We start from the raw sequence: 17,803 nt of genomic DNA, 5'->3' as shown, positions 1-17,803 counted from the left end.
TTGTATTTTCACACATTGAGACTTAAAATAAAGAGGAGGAGATTAACATGCAGAATCCGAAACATATGATACATCGTAAAATGCTTATGAATCGAGGTCGTGTATATTTGACGGGACAAATATGCACAGCAACACCGATACCAGATGATATGCATAGCGTGGGTTATTCAAACATGTTAATTCGATAACTGAATACGGGGAGCGTTATATATGAAATTAGGAGAACGTGTCAAACAAAGGAGAATAGATTTAAAGCTTTCTCAACAGAATTTAGCGCAAGGTATTGCGACTCAAAGTCAAATTTCAAAAATAGAAAAGAATGAATTACAACCGGGATCTCAACTACTTTTTAACATTTCAAGAAGATTAAATTGTAGTATGGACTATTTATATATTGGCGATGAGTTAGATACTCAATTAGAACAGAAGTTAAAAGTAATAGAAAGATTGTTAGAAGAGCGTGATTATGATGCACTCATACCTATTATAGATGGCAATTATTTATCAAATAGTTCAACAGATGAAATTGCTGCTTCGAAGTGGGTAAGATCGATTATTACTTTTTATAAGCATGATGATGTTGAACAATCTCTACAACTAATAGAAGAAGCGTATCGTTTAATGGATCATAATATGTATGAGAAATTACAAGTTTCTATCTGTAATACGCGCGCAATTTACTACTATAGACAGAATGAAAATGAAAAAGCAAAGTCATCACTAGAACAAGGTTTAGAAATTGCTAAACGTTATAATGTAGACGATAATTATCAAATCAAATTGTTATATACATTATCTAATATTTACTCGAATGAAAAAGCTTATGACAGATGTTTAGCTTATGCTCAATCTGCATTAGATATTACGATTAAATCGAATAGATATATGTTATATAGCGAATTAGTTTATAATATTGTGCAATCACGATTAGAGATGGGCATTCTAAATGATACAGATAAGAAACAATTAGAAATTGCACTTTTCTTAAGTGAACAGTCTAAAAAACACAACATCACAATATTGATTAGAGATTTAATGAAGACTTTATAAACAAAAATACTTTCATAACCAATTCTTTTAAATGAATAGGATATGAAAGTATTTTTTATTTTTGAATAATTTGAAGTATGGTCTCTGTCGTTAATTCAGATTCAAGTTTAGAGGCTGATTGTTGAATGGCTTTAAAGTCATGTCTATCTTTATAAGGATATGTATAATTGAGCGTCTTTAATATATGTAAGACAATCGCTTCTTCTAATACGACATGTTTATTGTTCAAAATAGTCGTCGTAACCTTTTCAGGGTAGTAATCTTTAATGATTTCATATATGTATAACTTCGCAAAATAGTAGGCTATCACATCGTATAATAAATCATATTTATGACATATAGATTCTATAAATAAATATAAATGTGCGTTATCTTCTAATTGAATTGAAGCATCTTCTTTATATATCCCAACAAGAAAATAAATATCTGGCCTTAAATATGTTTGATATTGCTTTAGAAATTTCAGCCTTACTTCAAAGATAATATGAACCAATTTCGTGTTTATTTTTAAAATTAAGGGAAGGTCTTGTTCTAATTTTAGAAGATTTGGATGGATACTTTGACATAGTAAATGTTCATCATAACCTGCATGCTGAAACTCTGCATGATACTTTGTAAAATAGGAAAGTCTCGATTGTTCATTTAAATGAAAGTTATTAAAAAAATCATTGATTGTATTACTAATAATCATAATTGAACCCCTTAACATTTGCTTTAATCTTATGATAGTTATATTACCTGATTTTGATGATTTAATCATCAAATGGTAAAATTAAAAATTAATATTTGACGAGAAACAATATGTCCTGTACCCTTTTAAAGTATTCAAGATATATAAGAGGAGAAAATAATGAATCAAATTAATCATAAAGGATCATTTATCGCTTTATTACCGTTAATCGTATTTGTAACGCTGTTTATAGGTACTGGATTAATCATGAAAGATTTTAATTACTTACCTTTAAATATAGCGATTCTGATTGCAGCAGTCTTTGTATGTGCTATGTATCCAAAGACGCCTTTAGCTAAAAAATTAGATATATTTACGAAAGGCGCAGCTCATCCTAACATTTTATTAATGGTGTTTGTCTTTTTAATGGCAGGTGCATTTAGTCAAACAGCTAAAAGTATGGGGGCTGTAAGTTCAACTGTTAATTTAGGATTATCTTTAATTCCCGGACAGTTTTTATTACCAGGATTATTCATAGTTGGTGCATTTATTTCAGTAGCTATGGGTACATCAATGGGAACAGTAGCAGCATTAGTACCAGTAGGCGTAGGTATTTCAGAAGCAACAGATATCTCACTTGCTTTAACAACAGCAACTGTCGTAGGTGGTGCAATGTTCGGTGATAATTTATCAATGATTTCAGATACAACAATTGCGGCAGTTAGAACGCAACAAACAAAAATGAGCGATAAATTTAAGATGAATTTCTTAATTGTATTACCAGGTGCTATTTTAACAGTGCTTATACTATGGTTTGTTACAAAAGATGCAGGTATGACAGATGCCAGTCAAGGTGGCTATAGTATCATTAAAGTCATTCCATACGTATTTGTATTAATTAGTGCGTTATGTGGAATGAACGTATTGATGGTATTAGTGCTTGGTGTCATCGTAGCAAGCTTAATAGGATTATTAGACGGCTCATTTACACTAGCAGAAAATTTAAAAGCAATCTCAGATGGACTTATCGGCATGCAAGATATTTCTATGATTGCATTATTAATCGGCGGTATAATTGGTCTCATAGAATACCATGGCGGAATAAAATGGTTGCTGAATACCGTAACGAAACGCTTGAAATCTAAACGCGGCGCTGAATTTGGAATTGCCAGTTTAGTAAGCGTGACAAATTTAGCAACAGCTAACAACACAATTTCAATCATTACAGCAGGACCACTCGCAAAAGAAATAGCAGATGATTATCAAATTGATCGCAGAAAATCAGCAAGTATATTAGATATATTTGCAAGTACAATACAAGGGATTATTCCATATGGCGCACAAGTATTAGCAGCAACAAGCGTCGCAGGAATATCAACAGTATCACTATTACCATATTCATTTTATCCATATTTATTAGGCATATGCGGTATCGTGTCTATTATAATAGGCTATCCACGTAAGAAGAAAGAAGCGGAGAAAGCTTAAATATTAATATATTAAACAAAAACAAGCATATCACGTTATGACTGAATGGTTCAGTTAAGTGATATGCTTGTTTTTTAGTGCTATATATTTTTATGATTTTTCTTGTTTGAGTTCGTATCCATATGCAGTTTCGCCGTGGAAGACGGCATCTAAGCCTTCTAGTTCTGCTTTTTCGTCTGTTCTTAATATTGTAAAGATACTGATGATTTTAGCGATGATGTAAGTCATGATGCCACTAAATGCGATTGTTACGACAACGGCAACGATTTGTACGACTATTGGCATGATGCCACCACCAAAGAATACACCGTCTGCTATTGTTGAGTTAACGCTAGAATTTTGGAAAAGACCTGTTCCTATTGCACCAACGACGCCTCCAAATCCGTGTAAACCGAATGCATCTAATGCATCGTCATAGTTAAGTAATACTTTAAGGTGCGTGATAACATAGTAACAAACGAATCCACCTAATATTCCTAGAATCATTGCACTTCCGTAACCGACAAAACCTGCTGCTGGTGTAATCGTTACAAGTCCTGCTAACATTCCTGATAATGTTCCGATTAACGTAACTTTTTTCTTTTGAATATATTCAAAGATAGACCAACCGGCAATACCTGCACATGATGCTAGTATTGTATTAACAAATGCAAGCATGGCAACTGAATCGAAAGTAAGAGCTGATCCTGTATTAAAGCCAAACCAACCAAACCATACGAGAATACCACCGATTAAAGTAATGACTAAATTATGTGGTGGTTTCTTATTGCTAGGTTTTCTAGAACCGAGTAGTAGGGCAAGTACAAGTCCAGAAACACCAGATGAAATATGGACTACTGTACCACCAGCAAAATCAATTGCACCAAGTTTGTGAATCCAGCCGCCACCCCATACCCAATGTGCTACTGGGCTATAAACTAGAATGACCCATAAACTCATAAAGATTAAAAATGGTCCGAATTTCATTCTTTCAGCTACTGAACCAGTAAGAATTGAAACAGCAATGGTACAAAATGTTAATTGGAAAAGCATAAATAATGCGAATGGAATGGTTTCACTAAAATTACCATTAGGTGTGAATCCAACACCGTTTAATAATGCGTGTGAGAAATCACCTATCCATAAATTGTTACCACCAAAACTAATAGAAAATCCTATTAATACCCATGTGAATGTTACAACAACAATTGCTGAAATACTGTGCATCGAAGTATTTAAAACATTTTTAGATTGAACTAATCCTCCGTAAAATAATGCTAACCCAGGTGTCATTAACCAAACTAACAACGTACATCCGAATAATAAAAGTGTATCTGTCTGACTCATCTTCCCTCAACTCCTTATTTTTTTAAAAGTATAAAATATAAAATAAGAAAAAAGAAATATGAGTCAGATAAATTTACACTTGGTGTGATAATACTTAACATCTGTTAAGTAATTGGATTATTGAACACCTAAATAATCGAACGTAACAGCAGCGACTGATTTAGCTGCAATAAGTAGAGAACCTTCATCAATATCAAATTTAGGATGATGATGAGGGAATGTTTCTTTATCTTTAGGACTTGCGCCTACATAGAAGAAGGTACAAGGTAATTCTTTTGCATAGTAAGCGAAATCTTCTGATGGAGGTTGTGGTTCGCAACGTTCAACACTTTTAACTTCAGGAATATTAGCCGCTTCAATTGCTTTAGCAACTTGTTTCGTTAATTCAGGATCATTATATAGAACTGGATAATCTCTCGTATATTCAAGTTCACATTGAACACCATACATAGATTCTAAACCTTTAGAAAGTCGTTTAACTTCTGATTCAATTAGTTGCAGTGTTTCTTCGTTCATGCCTCTAACATCACCTTCAAGAGTGACTTCATTTTTAATGATATTAAACTGTCCTTTACCATCAAATGAACCGATAGAAATAACGCCCATATCAAATGGATTCAATCTTCTTGAAACGATTGTTTGTACAGACATAACAAAGCTACTTGCTGCAACAATTGGGTCATTTGTTAAATGTGGTGAAGAACCATGACCACCACGTCCTGTTATTTTTAATTTAAATATATTTCGACCTGATTGAGCATTGCCTTCTCTATAATAAACGTGATCACTTTCAAGTGCGCTCATAACATGGACACCGATAACATTATCAACACCATCAAGAATGCCATCTTTAATTAAGTATTGTGAACCACCAGGTGGCTTTTCTTCTGCAGGTTGGTGAATGATGACAATCTTACCTTTAAGTTGATCTTTCACTTCAATTAAAGTTTCAGCAAGCACCATCATATATGCAGTATGCGCGTCATGACCACAAGCATGCATGACACCTTCATTTTTAGAACTGAAAGGTAGGCCAGTATCTTCTTTTATTGGTAATGCATCGAAATCAGCGCGTAACGCTAACGTCTTACCTGGTTTACCAGAATCAATGGTTACTTTAATACCGTAAATGCCTTCTCCTCCGATATGTGTTTGTAATGTGACATCCTTATCTTTATAAAAGTCAGCAATATACTGGGCTGTCTCTTTTTCTTCAAAAGATAACTCAGGATGCTCATGTAAGTATCTTCTGATTTCAATCATTTTATTTTCTTTCTTAGATAATCTTTCATAGAAATCATTTAACATATCATGTTCCTCCTTATATTTGTTTAATATTATTATAATAGAAATTTTTGAAAAATTGTTGTTAGAAGTGTAATAAGGTGTTGACATAACATGACGATGGGCGTAGAATGATTGAGTATTAGTTAGCAAAGCTAACTATATTTTATGAGAAAAGGTGAAAACAATGAAGAACTTTTTATATTCCTATACAAATTTGTACCGACCATATATTCATCATATTAATGAAATATTGGAACCTTTTGATTTATATGCTGCGCAGTACAAAGTGTTACATGATATCGCATATAATCAACCAACTACACTTGTTCAAGTTTCTAAGCGTTCTTTTATTGAGAAACCTACAGCTCGTAAAATTATAAAAAAATTAATCGAACGGGAATTGATTCAAGCAGTTAATAGTAAAGAAGATAAAAGAGAAAAATTCCTTACATTAACTGAGCAAGGTCAAAATCAATTCGATGAAATTCTTCATAGAATTGGTGTATTTCAAGAAAAATGTCTGCAAGCAATTGGTGTCGATGAAGCAGAACTTAATAAGTCACAAGAGATTTTAGAGAATTTGAGAAGTTATTTAATAGAGGAGGAAACAGAGTAATGAATGACCAAATTAAGAAACCGATTTGGACAAAAGATTTTATATTTAATTTTGTTATTAGCTTTTTTATATTTTTATCAATGTATTTACTATTAGTAACAGTAGGTGGTTATAGTAAAGAAACGTTCGGTGTTTCAGACAGTATGGCTGGTCTAGCATCAGGTTTATTCATAGTTGGATCATTAGTAGGTAGATTTTTAACAGGTAAATATATCAATTTATTAGGTAGTAAGAAAGTATTAGTCATCGGTGGGATTCTACTAGTTATCACAAACGGTTTATATCTCGTGACTGCATCATCATTCGCATTGTTATTAATCGCACGTATTCTAAATGGTATTGCAAGTGGGGTAGCAAGTACAGCTACAGGAACAATTGCAGCATTTATCACACCAGCACAACGTCGTAGTGAAGGTATCAGTATGTATAGTTTAAGTATGGTACTCGGTACAGCAATCGGACCATTTATAGGCTTATTACTATATCAACACATTCCAATGTCTGGACTATTTACAATTTGTACGATACTTATTGTTGTAGCATTTGTTATGTCACTATTCATGAAAGTTGAAACACCTGTTATAGCTAGCGTTAAAACAGAAGAGAAAAAAGGATTTAAACTTACTGATTTCTTCTCAGTACATGCCTTACCAATTGCAATCGTAGTTGTAATTGTTAGTATTGCATACTCATCAGTATTGTCATTTATTCAATTCTTCGCACAAGAAAATCACTTAGTAGATGCAGCAAGTTTCTTCTTTGTTGTATATGCAGTAGCAGTCTTAATTACAAGACCATTTACAGGAAGAATTATGGACCAACGCGGTGAGAATATCGTTACAATACCAGCATTTATATGTTTAATTCTTGGTTTATTCCTAATTAGTATTGCAAGCAATGGTGCGATTTTATTAATCGCAGGTGCATTTATAGGATTAGGATTTGGTAACTTACAATCTATATTCCAAGCATTAGTTGTTAAAGTATCGCCAGTAGAAGCAATGGGATTAGCAACATCAACATATTTCATCGGCTTAGACTTCGGATTAGGATTTGGACCATATGTATTAGGTAACTTCACACATTCAATCGGATATTTAGGATTATATTTAGCAATGTCTATCGTAGCCTTATTAGGATTAGTCGCATTCTATTTCTTACACATGATTAAAGCTAAAAAAGTAAGTCAAATATAATTAGTGGGAGTGTCGTTAGGGACAGAATTCCGAGAAATGTCCGTAAATGAGTACTTTCTAATTACCACAATTCGAAATAATGGAAGTTAGCGATACTCAATTACTAAACTTCATAATAATGTAGTCTGAGACACTGAGATGTCTCAGACATGCATAAAAAAAGCATATAGGACATTCGTTGTCCTATACGCTATTTATATATTATCCTTCTAAATCAACTGAGTTGATATCAATGCCTAATGCGTCTGCTACACCTTTACCGTAGTCTGGATCTGCTTTGTAACAGTTACGGATGTGACGGTGTTTTACTTCGTCAGTAGTGCCTTGCATTTCGTTTGCTGTATTTTGGAAAATACGTTGTTGTTGTTCTGGTGATTGTAGACGGAATAATTTACCTGGTTGTTCATAGTAATTATCGTCATCTTCACGGAAGTCGTGTTCGTATAATTCACCTTCAAGTTCTAAACCTGGTTTTTTGTATTCTGGTTGTGATTGATGTGCTTCATAACTATTTGGATAGTAGTTAATGCCGCTACCAAGGTTACCATCTACTCTCATTTGTCCATCTCTTGAGAATGGGCAAACGTTTGTTGCAGCTTTTGGTGAGTTTACTGGGATTTGCCAGTGGTTAACACCTAAGCGGTAACGTTGTGCATCTCCGTATGAGAATAAACGACCTTGTAACATTTTATCTGGAGAGAAGTCTATACCAGGGATGATGTTTGTTGGTGCAAATGCAGCTTGTTCAACATCTTGGAAATAGTTCTCTGGGTTACGGTTTAATTCGAATTCACCAACTGGAATTAATGGGTATTCGTCTTTAAACCAAACTTTAGTTAAGTCGAATGGGTTATCTTTATGATTTCTTGCTTGTTCTTCAGTCATAACTTGAATGTACATTTTCCATTTAGGGAAATTGCCTTCTTCAATCGCGTTGAATAAGTCTCTTTGACTTGATTCGCGGTCTTTAGCAATTACTTGTTCAGCTTCTTCTGCTGTGTAATTTTCGATACCTTGTTGTGTTCTGAAGTGGAATTTAACCCATACACGTTCACCAGCATCGTTGTACATTGAGTATGTGTGTGAACCGAAACCGTGCATGTTACGGAATCCTTTTGGAATACCTCTGTCTGTCATTAAAATTGTAACTTGGTGTAAAGCTTCAGGTAATAATGTCCAGAAGTCCCAGTTTGATTGTGGGTTATGCATGTTTGTTTTAGGGTCACGTTTAACAACATGGTTTAAACTTGCAAATAATTTAGGATCACGGAAGAAGAATACAGGTGTGTTGTTACCAACTAAGTCCCAGTTACCTTCTTCAGTATAGAATTTAAGTGCGAAACCACGAATGTCACGTTCAGCTTCTGCAGCACCACGTTCACCAGCAACTGTAGAGAAACGTGCAAACATTTCAGTTTGTTTACCAATTTCAGAGAATATTTTAGCATTTGTATATTGTGTTATATCATGTGTAACAGTAAAAGTACCGAACGCACCAGAACCTTTAGCATGCATACGACGCTCTGGAATCACTTCTCTGTCGAAATGTGCCATTTGTTCTAAGAAATAAATATCTTGCATAGCAAGTGGTCCGCGTTTACCAGCAGTTAATGAATTTTCACGATCTGATACTGGCGCACCAAAAAGTCCTGTAAGTTTTGATTTATTACTCATATCATACATCCTCCTCAAGAATTCTTAATTATAATAATTCTAATTTCATACTAATTATAATTTAAAGTAAGCAAAGTGACAAGTAAAAGAATAAATAATACAGAAAGAATTACGGAGCTACTTTGTTATATATTTAGATATAATAACCTAAAAGTGTAAAAACTAAACATTATATAGGGCTTTTTGACTAAATTTTACGGTTTGTACACAAATTGTTAATAGAAAACATTTTATTTAAAATGAGAATCGGACAGATTAATTGATTATAAGAACTATAAATAATAAAAAAAGAACGCGTTTTTTCGCGTTCTTAATAGAAATAAATATTATTTAGGTAAATCTCTGTCTATAAATAGTGGCTCGACATCTACTCTTTTCAAAATGATTTCTTTTGCTTTTTGAGGTAGTAGTTTAATTTCAGGAATTTCTGAGACTCTTAAAGATACATATTTAATTTTTTGATTGAAGGGAATGGTCAAGTCTTCTATAGATTTATGAATTGTAGCATGATAAATAAATAAGATTTCATGATAAGACGTACTTTCATATTCAAAAAAATTTTGAACTGTTGTTAAAAAGTAAATATCATCACATTCAATATTAAGTTCTTCTTTGATTTCACGTTTAATAGCTGAGTCTGAGCTTTCGAAATATTTAACTCTGCCACCAATTAATGCATAAAAATCATGTTTTTTATCATAATGAAAACAATAACCATGCTTATCTTTGATGATTGCGCCAACTCTAATGTTCAACATACCATCGCCAGATTTAAGTGAAAGATCCATCACAACGACCTCCTTATTATTAAATTAGAATAATTTAAGAATGACAATGCCGACAAAGACTAATATCGCATCAATTAATCGTCTCGTTGTAATTTTAAATTTTGGTGTATTAAATAAACCGAAGTGATCAATTAAAAGCCCCATTAACATTTGTCCAAATATAACGACCATTAATGTAAGTGCTGCACCGAGTTCAGGCATAAGTAGTATGTTTGTCGTAACAAATACAACACCTAATGCACCACCAATAAAGTAAATCGGTTTAATCGTACCTTGTTCGGATTGATGGAAGCTAAAACGAATTCTACGAACAAGAATAAGTGAAAGCATAAATAAAGCGATTGTCCCAACAGCGAATGATATAAGTGCTGAAAAATAAAATGAATCTACTTCATATCTAAGAGCACTATTAATAGCTGTTTGAATAGGGGGAAGACAACCTGTCATAATACCGAGAATCATCCAATAGTTTGTATGGTTAGATTGTGTTGTAATGACACGTGATGATTTCTTTTTATAATTCATTAATAATATACCCAGTAACATCAAAATTACGCCAGAAATTCTTCCGATATTGATTGTATGAATGTCAGCATCAAATAATCCGAATTGGTCGATGATCAGTCCCATTATAATTTGACCGGAAACAGTCATCACGACTGTTAATGCGGCACCAATTCTTGGAAGTAATAATAAATTTCCTGTTAAAAAGACGACGCCTAATAGACCACCAGTAAACCAAACGTATGAAAAGTCTTGATTCATGATAAATGAAGGTGTTAATTTTTGTGGATTCATAATAGTATTCACAATGATTAACACAATTGTTCCAATTAAGAATGAATAAAATGATGCAAGTATCGGTGATTTCGTGTAACTACCAAGTTTCGTGTTAATAGAAGTTTGTAATGGTACACATAACCCTGCTAAAATGCCTAGAATAATTAATAAAATCAATCTTCATACCCCCTTTTTTCTATATCTACAGCTTCTTGATAATAAATCTTTTGTTCATTTTCTGGCACCATGTTACCGCCTGTTGACCAAACGAGGTGCGTGGCATTTTCAGAACCATAATTTAAGTCATGAATATATTTCAAACCTTGGAAACCTGAAGTAGCTGAAGGTTCGATAAAGATATTTTCATGATCTTTTAATGATTTTAAATAAAGATAAAGTTGATGGTCATTTACTGTACACGAACCAAATAATAATGAAGTCATAATGTTTCCGACTAATTTCGATGGACGACTGACTGCTAAACCATCTGCAATTGTTTTTCCGGATAAACCTATATCTTGAACTGAAATTTGATCATGTAACTGTGTAATCATGCCTAAAGTCATACAAGGTGCTTCAGTAGGTTCGATAAAGATAGGATGTACATGATCGCCATAAATGAGTTTTAATCCAAATGCGACACCACCAGGACCACCACCGACGCCACATGGTAAATAGACGTATAACGGATGTGCTTTATCTACATGAATATTTAAATCTTTCAATTGATGTTTAAGTCTTAGCGCGCTAACTGCATATCCTAAAAATAAATCTTTAGATGCTTCATCATCAACAAAGTGACAATAAGGATCATCTGCTGCAGCTTTACGACCTTCTTTTACAGCATAACCGTAATCTTGGACATGTTCTACGACTTCGACTCCTTTAGAACGGAGAAGGTCCTTTTTCCATGCTTTAGCATCTTGAGACATATGAACCGTTACTTTGAATCCTAATTTGGCACTCATAATACCGATGCTTAATCCTAAATTACCAGTAGAACCAACAGCAATTCTATATTTAGAGAAAATAGATTGATATTGTTCAGTAGCGAGTAGGCGGTAATCACTATTAATCGTAAAATCAGTTTCTTTCATTGCCGTTTCTTCAGCAAACTTTAGCACTTCATAAATGCCACCACGTGCTTTAATAGAACCTGAAATAGGTAAAGCATGGTCACCTTTAAGTAATAAATGTCCCTTTAAATGACTGAATCGTGCTTTTTTTAAATGATTTAATGAAAAAATTTGAGATTCAATTTTTCCATTGTTTTGTTTCGTTTCAGGAAAGACTTCTTCAATATACGGTGCAAAACGAGCTAATCGTTGTTCAGCATCTAATACATCATCCATTGAAAATGGTAAATCAGTAGTCGCTAAATAGTCAGGATTTTTCCAGAATATTTCTTCTCCATTTTTAATATTAGAAATAATAGGATACTTATCTTCTAATGATTTTATGTCTATAGACATGAATAATCTCTCCTTTTTAAAATATGATCTAATACAATAGTACAACTGTTTGGATATTATAGATAGATTGTGAGAATAAAAAATATACGAATATTTGTAAGCTTTAACAATAATAGAAGGTTTAGAAGGTATAGAAGTATTGAGTATTTCGATATTGAGGTGTATGTATTAGGTCTGTTAATTACAAAAGTCGGTCGAATTGTAACTACAGACGTCTATAATTACAAAATCCTACAGAATTGGAACTAATAATCTCGCTATCTTCACATCACACACAACATACTCATAAAAAAGACTTCCGACGTATTATCGGAAGTCTCCATATTCTACATTTTAAGATGTATATAAATCTCTTGTAGGTGTTGGGATTCTACTTGTATCTGCATGTTTAATAATTGCACGTACATATAATAAAGCGACAATTAGAAATACGATTGAACCGCCAATTACTGATGTTTGATATGGTAATGATAATCCTTCAGGTGCGTATAACACATATACACTAATTGCTCCTGTCATGAATAACGCTGGTATTCCGGCTACTAGATGTTTCTTGCCATATCTTAATAAGTAACTTACACTTACCCACAACATAACGGTTGCGACGATTTGATTTGAGAATCCAACATATCTCCATAAGAATGAATAATCAATTGTTGATAGTAAGAAAGCTGGTAATCCTACCGCAAAGCTTGCTGCGATCATTAATACTTTTGGTTTAATTTTTACTTTATCTCTTATGAAATCTTCTATAATCATTCTTGAACTTCTAAGTGCAGTATCACCTGTTGTAATAGGTAGGATGATGACACCAAGTAGTGCAAGGATACTACCGAATGGTCCTAATAGTTCCATTGAGATTTGGTCAACGACACCAGCTGGACCGATTGATTGTAATTTTGCTGCTAATCCTTCAGTACCACCGAAGAAAGTCATACCAGCTGCTGCCCAAATTAATGCAATAATACCTTCTGAAATCATTGCGCCATAAAAGACTTTTCTACCTTCTGATTCATTTTTAACTGTTCTTGAAATGATCGGACTTTGCGTACAATGGAAACCTGAAATGGCACCACAAGATATTGTCACCATAAGTAATGGCCAAACAGGTAGTTCTTTAGGATGCATATTATGAATTGTAATTTCAGGAATATGTTTACCACTGAATATTAAAGCAACGGCTACACTAACGGCCATAACGATTAAGATAACACCGAATATTGGATAAATACGTCCAATTATTTTATTGATAGGAAGAATAGCTGCTAGTATAAAGTATGTAAAAATGATAACTAAGGCTACGAAGAATGAAATAGGTGTCTTGCTCGATAATAATTGAGCTGGCCCAGCAACAAATGCAGCTGCAACAAGCACCATCAAGACGACAGACACAACGTCTGTGAACACTCTAATAATCTTACCTAAATAATGTTGTACAAGCATAGGGAACTGTGCACCACCATGTCTCAAACTTAGCATGCCTGAGAAGTAATCATGTACACCTCCAGCAACGATACACCCTACAACAATCCAGATAAATGCTACTGGTCCATATAAAGCACCAGCTACTGCACCAAATATCGGACCCAATCCAGCTATGTTAAGCAGCTGAATCATCCATCCTTTCCAAGCAGGCATAGGTACAAAATCCATATTATCTTGTTTACTATACGCTGGTGTTTGTTTATCTGGATGTATTTCAAATACGCGTTCAACGTATTTACCGTAAAAGATATATCCCAAAATTAAAATAATAATACTAGAAATAAATGTAACCATTGTAAAACCTTCTTTCAAACTAAGAATATTCATAGATTAGCAAAAATTTTACAGTGTATCAATAATATTTTTGAAATTTCTGAAAATTTATTAATATAGTAAGTGTAACAATTATTTGCAATTGTAAAATTACAAAATTATAATCAAAAGTAAGCCGTTTCATTTAATCATGAATATATTTGGCTTTTTTGGGCATTATTTCATAGAGGGGGTAGTCAATATGCAAGAACATCAGGTTATAACAATTGATGGTAAAGATTTTCTTGTAGAAGAGGGCATGAGGCTATTAGACTTTATTAAAGCTGAAAAGTTATCCTTTGTTCCGTCTATATGCTACAACGAATCTTTAGGACCGATTGAAACGTGTGACTCATGTGTCGTCGAAGTTAATGGGCAACTTCAACGTGCATGTAGTACGATGATTGAGAATGGCATGGTTGTGAATACGCAACTTGAATCCGTGAAATCAGCTCAGAAACAAGCATTGGACAGAGTGCTTGAACATCATGAATTATATTGTACAGTTTGTGATTATAATAATGGAAATTGCGAAATTCATAATACTATGGGTGAATTTGGTTTAGAACATCAATCTAATCCATTTCAATCTAAAGGTTATGAAAAAGATTTTGGGGCATTTTATAGATATGATCCAGATCAATGTATTCTATGTGGTAGATGTGTAGAAGTATGTCAAGATGTACAAGTGAATGAAACATTGACGATTGATTGGGAAAGAAAACAACCTAGAGTTATTTGGGACAATGATCGCGCGATTGATGAATCAAGTTGTGTGAACTGTGGACAATGTGTAACAGTATGTCCTTGTAATGCTTTGATGGAAAATAACATGCTGGGTAATGCAGGCTATATGACTGATCAAGAACCTGGCTTATTACGTTCGATGATTGAACTCACTAAAAAAGCTGAAACTGGATATGGACCACTATTTGCGATTTCTGACTCAGAAGCGGCGATGCGAGAAGATGTCATTAAGAAGACGAAGACAGTATGTACATACTGTGGTGTAGGTTGCTCATTTGATGTTTGGACAAAAGATAGAGAAATATTAAGAGTGTTACCACATGAAGATTCTCCAGCGAATCATATTTCTACGTGTGTTAAAGGGAAATTCGCCTGGGACTATGTGAATTCTGAAGATAGATTAACGAAACCTTTAGTTAGAAAAGAAGACTATTTCCAAGAAGTTGAATGGGATGAAGCTTTAAGAGTGATTAGTACTAGATTTTCTCAAATTAAAAATCAATATGGTAAAGACGCATTAGCGTTTATTTCATCTTCTAAATGTACAAATGAAGAATCATATTTAATGCAGAAATTAGCGAGACAAGTTATCGGAACGCATAATGTCGATAATTGTTCTAGATATTGTCAATCACCCGCTACTCAAGGATTGTTTAGAACAGTGGGTTATGGTGGTGATTCCGGTTCAATTGAAGATTTAGAAAAAGCTAAAATGGTCATTACTATCGGTACAAACACAGCTGAAGCACATCCAGTTATCGCGAGTAGAATTAAACGATCACATAAATTATTGGGACAAAAATTATATGTATTTGATATTAGAAAACATGAGATGGCGGAACGTGCAGATAAATTTTATCAACCAAATCCTGGTACAGATTTAGTTTGGCTATCAGCTGTTACAAAATATATTATCGACCAAAATTGGCACGATGAAGCTTTTATTAATAAATGGGTTAATGATTTTGATAGTTATTATGAAAGTCTTAATACATTTACGTTAGAGTATGCAGAAAGTTTAACAGGCATTAGTCAAACAGAACTCAAACATATTGCTAAACAAGTTGCAGAAACTGAATCTCTATCCATCTGTTGGGCAATGGGTGTAACGCAACATCGTATCGGTGGTGATACAAGTACAGCTATTTCAAACTTATTATTAATAACAGGGAACTATATGAGACCTGGCACAGGTGCTTATCCTTTAAGAGGTCACAACAATGTTCAAGGATGTAGTGATATGGGCAGTATGCCTAACACATTCCCAGGATATCAAGATGTGTCTGATGATGAAGTGAGACATAAATTTGAACAAGCTTGGCAAGTTTCGCTCGATTCAGAAAGAGGTTTGGACAACCATCAAATGATAGATAGTATACATGAAGGGACATTACACTCACTTTATATTAAAGGTGAAGATACAGGTGTTGTAGACGCTAATATCAATTATGTCAGATCAGCATTTGAGAAAATTGATTTCTTAGTCGTTCAAGATTTATTCTTATCAAAAACAGCCGAATTTGCGGATGTAGTCTTACCAGCATCTCCTTCATTAGAAAAAGATGGTACATTTACAAACACTGAAAGACGCGTTCAAAGAATCAATAAAGCATTAGACACGCTTGGAGATTCTAAACCAGACTGGGAAATCATTCAATTAATTGCACAGTCACTAGGCGCAGATTGGGATTATCAACATCCTAGTGAAATATGGTATGAAGCACAATCACTCATGCCTTTAGTTAAAGGTATTACGTATGATCGTCTAGAAGGATTTGATAGTTTACAATGGCCGATGAATGATGATGGCACTGATACACCATTATTATATACAGAAAGATTTAATTTCCCTGATGGCAAAGCTAGACTTTATCCATTGTCATTTAATGTTGAATCTAAAAAGACTAAAGAAATGTCATTACACGTTAACAATGGTCGAGTGTTAGAACATTTCCATGAAGGTAATATGACTTATCAAGTACCTGGTTTAAAATATAAATTACCTAGAAACTTCTGTGAAATTTCTAAAGAACTCGCTGAAGAACACGGTATCGAAAATGGTGCGAGAGTTAAAATAACTTCTAAAGTAGGTACAGTAGAAGTGAATGTACAAGTTACAGATAGAGTATCAGGTAATAATATTTATATTCCATTAAATGATCAGAATGAAGGCGCACCTAACTTTGTAACAGATAGTGATGTTGATAAAGATACAAATACACCAGCATATAAAGATAATTATGCGAAGTTAGAAGTTGTCACTAAAAAAGGGCAATCGCCTATACCTAAACATAATTCGCGTTTTGGTAATAGACAGCCTCAGATTAGTGTGAGAGTACAAGATAAGTGGGCGAAATCAAGTTATACATTCCCTAGTAAAGGTGGCGATTTATAATGGGTGAAAGAGTTAAAGTGATTAAGAAAATTCATAAAAGTAGAGAATATATAATTGAAGAAAATATGAATGACATTAAATCACGATTATCAGATCGAAAAATTGCCATTGAAAAAGGAATTGATATACTCGATGCACTGGAAGAAGCGGAAGCGTTGGATGCATTTCACGCAGCCATTGTGCAACGTAAAATCATTACGAAAAATATCGTCAATGAACTGAATAAAGAACAATATGAAGGTATTTTAGGAAATCTGGGACAAGTTCTATTTCTATTAGGAGAATTGGATATAGAAGAAACATCGACTTTCGTGAGAAGAATTAATAACGGTATGAAAGTAGCGAATAGGGCTAATCCTTATAAGAAGACTTCCGTAACAGATTTATTAGGCGCACTTAAAGATCCAGAAATTAATCAAAGTGTAACGCTATTATTGAACTTTTTAAAAGGTATGAGTAGAGAAGAGTGAGACAGATTTCTGTCTCGCTCTTATTTTTTGAAAACATTTCGTTGAAA

15 protein-coding genes are annotated in these 17,803 nt (G+C 33.6%); 7 read left to right on the top strand and 8 right to left on the bottom strand.

Going from position 1 to position 17,803, the window contains the following annotated elements:
* Positions 1–47: 47 nt before the first annotated feature.
* The gene (locus MUA60_RS12875; RefSeq protein ID WP_158011175.1) at positions 48–188 is read left to right on the top strand and encodes a hypothetical protein; all 141 of its coding nucleotides are present in this window, start codon (positions 48–50) and stop codon (positions 186–188) included.
* A 22-nt stretch (positions 189–210) separates the two neighbouring features.
* Positions 211–1,050, top strand: coding sequence for a helix-turn-helix domain-containing protein (locus tag MUA60_RS12870; protein ID WP_025906882.1), 840 nt, complete (start codon positions 211–213; stop codon positions 1,048–1,050).
* Positions 1,051–1,105: 55 nt separating this feature from the next.
* Here MUA60_RS12870 and MUA60_RS12865 read toward each other — a convergent pair whose 3' ends face one another.
* A complete protein-coding gene (locus tag MUA60_RS12865) occupies positions 1,106–1,741 on the bottom strand; it encodes a hypothetical protein (RefSeq protein WP_262648524.1) in 636 nt (211 codons plus the stop codon).
* Between the two features lie 159 nt (positions 1,742–1,900).
* On the opposite strand from MUA60_RS12865, the gene MUA60_RS12860 reads away from it, so the two are divergent.
* The gene (locus tag MUA60_RS12860; protein WP_262648523.1) at positions 1,901–3,208 is read left to right on the top strand and encodes a Na+/H+ antiporter NhaC family protein; all 1,308 of its coding nucleotides are present in this window, start codon (positions 1,901–1,903) and stop codon (positions 3,206–3,208) included.
* A 90-nt stretch (positions 3,209–3,298) separates the two neighbouring features.
* Here the strand turns inward: MUA60_RS12860 and MUA60_RS12855 are convergent, their stop codons facing one another.
* Positions 3,299–4,534, bottom strand: a complete 1,236-nt coding sequence (locus MUA60_RS12855) for an ammonium transporter (RefSeq protein ID WP_262648520.1) — start codon at positions 4,532–4,534, stop codon at positions 3,299–3,301.
* Between the two features lie 117 nt (positions 4,535–4,651).
* Positions 4,652–5,842 (bottom strand): M20 family metallopeptidase, encoded by a 1,191-nt coding sequence (locus MUA60_RS12850; RefSeq protein ID WP_262648519.1) that lies wholly within the window; start codon positions 5,840–5,842, stop codon positions 4,652–4,654.
* A gap of 163 nt (positions 5,843–6,005) precedes the next feature.
* On the opposite strand from MUA60_RS12850, the gene MUA60_RS12845 reads away from it, so the two are divergent.
* Together MUA60_RS12845 and MUA60_RS12840 are read left to right on the top strand one after the other, a co-directional pair.
* Positions 6,006–6,437, top strand: coding sequence for a MarR family winged helix-turn-helix transcriptional regulator (locus MUA60_RS12845; RefSeq protein ID WP_262648517.1), 432 nt, complete (start codon positions 6,006–6,008; stop codon positions 6,435–6,437).
* Positions 6,437–7,633 (top strand): MFS transporter, encoded by a 1,197-nt coding sequence (locus tag MUA60_RS12840; RefSeq protein ID WP_262648516.1) that lies wholly within the window; start codon positions 6,437–6,439, stop codon positions 7,631–7,633. The genes MUA60_RS12845 and MUA60_RS12840 overlap by 1 nt, the downstream gene beginning before the upstream one ends.
* 201 nt (positions 7,634–7,834) lie before the next feature.
* Here MUA60_RS12840 and MUA60_RS12835 read toward each other — a convergent pair whose 3' ends face one another.
* The 5 genes from MUA60_RS12835 to MUA60_RS12815 all read right to left on the bottom strand — a co-directional run bounded on the left by MUA60_RS12835 (position 7,835) and on the right by MUA60_RS12815 (position 14,126).
* On the bottom strand, positions 7,835–9,307 hold the full coding sequence (locus tag MUA60_RS12835) for a catalase (protein ID WP_262648514.1): 1,473 nt from the start codon (positions 9,305–9,307) through the stop codon (positions 7,835–7,837).
* Positions 9,308–9,633: 326 nt separating this feature from the next.
* Complete coding sequence (locus MUA60_RS12830; protein WP_262648512.1) at positions 9,634–10,095, bottom strand: NUDIX domain-containing protein; 462 nt, start codon at positions 10,093–10,095, stop codon at positions 9,634–9,636.
* 24 nt (positions 10,096–10,119) lie between these two features.
* A complete protein-coding gene (locus MUA60_RS12825; protein WP_262648511.1) occupies positions 10,120–11,052 on the bottom strand; it encodes a DMT family transporter in 933 nt (310 codons plus the stop codon).
* Positions 11,049–12,347 carry a D-serine ammonia-lyase gene (locus MUA60_RS12820; RefSeq protein ID WP_262648510.1) on the bottom strand — a complete coding sequence of 433 codons (1,299 nt, stop codon included), beginning with the start codon at positions 12,345–12,347 and terminating at the stop codon, positions 11,049–11,051. Before MUA60_RS12820 ends, MUA60_RS12825 begins: the two co-directional genes overlap by 4 nt.
* Before the next feature lie 333 nt (positions 12,348–12,680).
* Entirely contained in the window at positions 12,681–14,126 is a 1,446-nt protein-coding gene (locus MUA60_RS12815) for a carbon starvation CstA family protein (RefSeq protein ID WP_262648508.1), read from the bottom strand.
* A 220-nt stretch (positions 14,127–14,346) separates the two neighbouring features.
* On the opposite strand from MUA60_RS12815, the gene fdhF reads away from it, so the two are divergent.
* Both fdhF and MUA60_RS12805 read left to right on the top strand, forming a co-directional pair.
* The gene (fdhF, locus tag MUA60_RS12810) at positions 14,347–17,286 is read left to right on the top strand and encodes a formate dehydrogenase subunit alpha (protein ID WP_262648506.1); all 2,940 of its coding nucleotides are present in this window, start codon (positions 14,347–14,349) and stop codon (positions 17,284–17,286) included.
* Entirely contained in the window at positions 17,286–17,756 is a 471-nt protein-coding gene (locus tag MUA60_RS12805; RefSeq protein ID WP_037589089.1) for a helical membrane plugin domain-containing protein, read from the top strand. Before fdhF ends, MUA60_RS12805 begins: the two co-directional genes overlap by 1 nt.
* Positions 17,757–17,803 lie beyond the last annotated feature (47 nt).

The organism is Mammaliicoccus sciuri, assembly GCF_025561425.1.
GTDB classification, from domain to species: domain Bacteria; phylum Bacillota; class Bacilli; order Staphylococcales; family Staphylococcaceae; genus Mammaliicoccus; species Mammaliicoccus sciuri_A.
This window is presented reverse-complemented; position numbering and strand designations above follow the sequence as displayed.

What these genes read in the sequence shown, in the direction of transcription:
- fdhF (WP_262648506.1), top strand. Translation starts at nt 14,347, where the DNA reads ATGCAAGAACATCAGGTTATAACAATTGATGGTAAAGATTTTCTTGTA.
- MUA60_RS12830 (WP_262648512.1), bottom strand. Translation starts at nt 10,095, where the DNA reads ATGGATCTTTCACTTAAATCTGGCGATGGTATGTTGAACATTAGAGTT.
- MUA60_RS12855 (WP_262648520.1), bottom strand. Translation starts at nt 4,534, where the DNA reads ATGAGTCAGACAGATACACTTTTATTATTCGGATGTACGTTGTTAGTT.
- MUA60_RS12875 (WP_158011175.1), top strand. Translation starts at nt 48, where the DNA reads ATGCAGAATCCGAAACATATGATACATCGTAAAATGCTTATGAATCGA.
- MUA60_RS12840 (WP_262648516.1), top strand. Translation starts at nt 6,437, where the DNA reads ATGAATGACCAAATTAAGAAACCGATTTGGACAAAAGATTTTATATTT.
- MUA60_RS12860 (WP_262648523.1), top strand. Translation starts at nt 1,901, where the DNA reads ATGAATCAAATTAATCATAAAGGATCATTTATCGCTTTATTACCGTTA.
- MUA60_RS12805 (WP_037589089.1), top strand. Translation starts at nt 17,286, where the DNA reads ATGGGTGAAAGAGTTAAAGTGATTAAGAAAATTCATAAAAGTAGAGAA.
- MUA60_RS12865 (WP_262648524.1), bottom strand. Translation starts at nt 1,741, where the DNA reads ATGATTATTAGTAATACAATCAATGATTTTTTTAATAACTTTCATTTA.
- MUA60_RS12845 (WP_262648517.1), top strand. Translation starts at nt 6,006, where the DNA reads ATGAAGAACTTTTTATATTCCTATACAAATTTGTACCGACCATATATT.
- MUA60_RS12850 (WP_262648519.1), bottom strand. Translation starts at nt 5,842, where the DNA reads ATGTTAAATGATTTCTATGAAAGATTATCTAAGAAAGAAAATAAAATG.
- MUA60_RS12870 (WP_025906882.1), top strand. Translation starts at nt 211, where the DNA reads ATGAAATTAGGAGAACGTGTCAAACAAAGGAGAATAGATTTAAAGCTT.
- MUA60_RS12820 (WP_262648510.1), bottom strand. Translation starts at nt 12,347, where the DNA reads ATGTCTATAGACATAAAATCATTAGAAGATAAGTATCCTATTATTTCT.
- MUA60_RS12835 (WP_262648514.1), bottom strand. Translation starts at nt 9,307, where the DNA reads ATGAGTAATAAATCAAAACTTACAGGACTTTTTGGTGCGCCAGTATCA.
- MUA60_RS12815 (WP_262648508.1), bottom strand. Translation starts at nt 14,126, where the DNA reads ATGGTTACATTTATTTCTAGTATTATTATTTTAATTTTGGGATATATC.